Here is a 3,249-nt window from a genome sequence, read left to right on the forward strand (position 1 = left end):
GCCGTTGGGGACACCCTCCTCGTGGGCCGGGGCCACCGAGGTCGGTGCGTAGTTCCCGGGAGGTGGCGGAGGTGGCGGCGGCGCGGAGCGTTCCTCCTCGGACGGGGGCTGGTACGGGGGCGGCCGGTGGTCCCGGGCGCGCTCGGCGGACGGGTCACCCGGCTCCTGCGGCGAGCGCTGCTCCCGGTGCGGGTCCCGCCGCTGGTCGGTGCGGGGTGGCTCGCGGTAGGGCTGCAGCGCGGGTGCGGGCGATTCCGGACGGCGCTGGGACGGATCCGGTGCGCGGTCGGCGTTCTCGATCGTCGACCAGCCCGGCGGGCCCACCAGCGCCACCGGGATGACGCCGAGCACCGTCGCGGGCAGCAGCCCCACCCACAGGTGGACGGCCGTGTTGGCCTCGACCCCGGCCGCGAGCAGCGTGAACCCGAGGAACGGCACCCACAGCAGCCTGCCGGGCCACTTCGGCCCCCGCCGCATCGCCGTGCGGGCCAGCAGGATGACGGCCAGCAACGTCAGCAACGGGAGACCGATCAGCGTCGCCAGGTGGTACCCGTAGGAGAGGGTGTCACCGGACGGGTAGAACAGCGCCTCGTAGACGTTCTGACCGCCCCCGAGGTACTCGTCCTGTGGGCCGACCCAGCAGTACTCCTGCTGCATCGCCTCGTACTCGCCGGACGACAGCCCGGCGGTGTCCCCACCGAAGACCGTGCGGAACACGCTGGAGATCCCCGTGGCGAGCATCCACGGCACGAGCAGCACCAGCACACCGCCGATGCCGAGCAGCGCGTACAACGGGGCACCGTGGTAGCGGTTGCCGGTGAACTTCCGCATGAGTGCGGTGACCACGGCCGCGCCCACCGGGAACAGGGCGAGGAGCACGCCCGTCATCGTGGTCGCCCACGCCCAGTCCCCGGGGCAGAAACCCGGCTGGAAGAGCTGGTAGGCGAGCGAGAGCAGTGAGCTCGCGATCGATTCCACCCTCGCTCCTTCGTCGCGTCCGCCCGGCACCGCCTGTCCGCACAGTATGGCGGGTTCGTCCCGCCGGGTCGGCAGCGGGCGGGGTCGGTGGGGGCGGTGGCCCGCCGTGGCCCCGCGAATTCAGCACCGCGACGCAACGTTCCGAACAACGAAACAGTTACGCCGGATAACAAGCGCAAGATCAACCGGGACGAGTGGACAGAACACCCGGAACGATCGGGACGAAACCGGCGAACCGGACCGGGCGACACCCCCGGGTCCGCCCGGGTCGGACCACCCGCGCCGCGGGTGCTCCGGCACGTCCCTCGACCAGAGAACGGAAGAAGATGCGGAAATCGCTCATAGCTCCCCTGGGCGCGCTCGCCGCGTTGGCGTTCGTGACCCCCGCCTCGGCGCAGGACCAGTCGGGCGAGCTGCCCGGTGAGGTGAACACCTGGATCAACGTCCACGAATGCGCCGAGACCGAGGCCGGGACGAAGGTCGCCACGGTCGTGTTCGAGAACTCGACGGAGCACACCTTCTTCGGTGACTACCGGATCGGCGACGAGGAGGGCACCCCCGACGACGCGACCGGCCAGGAGATCACCGAGGGCCCCCGTGCGGGGCAGGAATTCGGGCCGGTCTACAACCAGGTCGAGATCCCGGCCGGGTCTGCCGACGGCGACGAGGTGCGGGTGCACCTGGAGCTGGGTGACGAGCTGACCGAGGACCAGGGTGCGGGTTCGGTCACGATCTCCTCGTGGGTGGAGCGTGGCCCCGAGCAGAAGAACTTCACCACGAACCGGGAGAAGGAAGCCACCACCGACTGCGCGGAGGAGGACCCGACCCCGTCGTCGAACCCGTCGCCGGACCCGTCGCAGCCCACCGAGCCCACGGACCCCGGCGGGCAGGACCCGGTCTACGACTGCGACAGCCTCACCCGGGAGGAGGCCCAGGACATCCTCAACGAGGACACCTCGGACCCGCACGGCCTCGACGGCAACGGCAACGGCCTCGCCTGTGAGGACGACGAGGATCCCAGCGACGACGAGCTGCCCGGTGACGAGCCGGACGAGAACGGCAAGGCCCCGAAGCCGGTTCCGCAGCCCGGCCACCTCCCGGTGACCGGTTGATCGCACCGGTGACCGACGAGCGCTCCCGCCCGGCCCCGGGCGGGAGCGCCGCGAAGGCCCCCTTCCCCGCGCCCGGTGCCGTGAAGGCCCCCTTCCCTGCGCCCGGTGCCGTGAAGGTCCCCTTCCCTGCGCCCGGTGCCGTGAGGGGGGCCTTCACGGCGTCCCACGCGGGGAAGGGGGCCTTCGCGGCACGGCTCCGGGGCACCCGGTGGAGGGACTCCGTGCCCGGGTGGGTCGTGCCGGTGGTGGTGTACCTCGCGGTGCGGGCGGCCGGGGTCGGTGTCCTGGCGCTCATGGCGGCCGGCGACGGCGGATCCCTGATGGACCGGCTGACCGCCTGGGACGGTCAGTGGTACCTCGGCATCGCCGAGCACGGATACCGCGGGTACGGGGACAGCACCGTCGACATCGACGGCGACCCGTACCCGGCCGCGCCGTTCGCCTTCTTCCCGGCCCTTCCCGCGCTGATCGCGATCGTGTCCACCCTCGGGGCCGCTCCGCCGGTGGCCGCCCTCGTGGTCACCACCGCCGCCGGTCTGCTCGCTGTCCCCGCGCTCGTGCGGCTGGCCCGATTCGTCGACACGCGCCGGTCCGTGGGTCTGCTGCTGGTCGCGCTCACCGCGGGCGCCCCCATGGCGATCACGCTGAACATGGTCTACACCGAGGCCCTGTTCCTCGCGGCCGCCACCTGGGCGCTGGTGGGGGTGCTCGACCGCAGATGGGTGCTCGCCGGGATGAGCGCCATGGCGGCCGGTCTCGTCCGGCCCACCGCGGTGGTGCTCCTCGCCGTCGTCGTCGCGGCCGCGCTGTGGCGGATGTGGCGGCACCGGGCCGGGTGGTGGCCCCTGGTCGCGGTGGCGACGGCACCGTTGGGCCTCGCGGGCTGGTGGGGCACCGTCGTCCTGGCCACCGGGCAGACGTGGCAGCGGATCGAGGACCGCGGGTGGAACACCCACTGGGACTGGGGTGTGGAGGCCGTGGGCTGGGTCGGGACGGCACTGACCGAGCAGGTGCACCCGTGGGAACTGCTCGCGGCGCTGGGCACGGTGACCGCGGTGGTGGCGGCGGCGATCATCGCGGGCGGATCCGTGGCGGGTTCGATCGCCGCGGGCCGGACCACGGCGAGCCGGGCCGCGACGGGAACCGGCGGACCGGAGAC

The 3,249-nt window shown here is 72.9% G+C and carries 2 protein-coding genes and 1 pseudogene; 2 read left to right on the forward strand and 1 reads right to left on the reverse strand.

Annotation, left to right across the window (positions count from 1 at the left end):
- A pseudogene (locus SACPADRAFT_RS0216745) lies at positions 1-978 on the reverse strand (hypothetical protein); the annotation flags it as partial.
- Between the two features lie 326 nt (positions 979-1,304).
- Between SACPADRAFT_RS0216745 and SACPADRAFT_RS0216750 the strand changes: the two are divergent.
- Both SACPADRAFT_RS0216750 and SACPADRAFT_RS33140 read left to right on the forward strand, forming a co-directional pair.
- Complete coding sequence (locus tag SACPADRAFT_RS0216750; protein WP_007027027.1) at positions 1,305-2,090, forward strand: hypothetical protein; 786 nt, start codon at positions 1,305-1,307, stop codon at positions 2,088-2,090.
- Between the two features lie 221 nt (positions 2,091-2,311).
- The coding region (locus SACPADRAFT_RS33140) for a hypothetical protein (RefSeq protein ID WP_198048341.1) at positions 2,312-3,249 on the forward strand (938 nt) is incomplete at its 3' end.

This window comes from Saccharomonospora iraqiensis subsp. paurometabolica YIM 90007 (assembly GCF_000231035.2).
GTDB classification, from domain to species: Bacteria; Actinomycetota; Actinomycetes; order Mycobacteriales; family Pseudonocardiaceae; genus Saccharomonospora; species Saccharomonospora paurometabolica.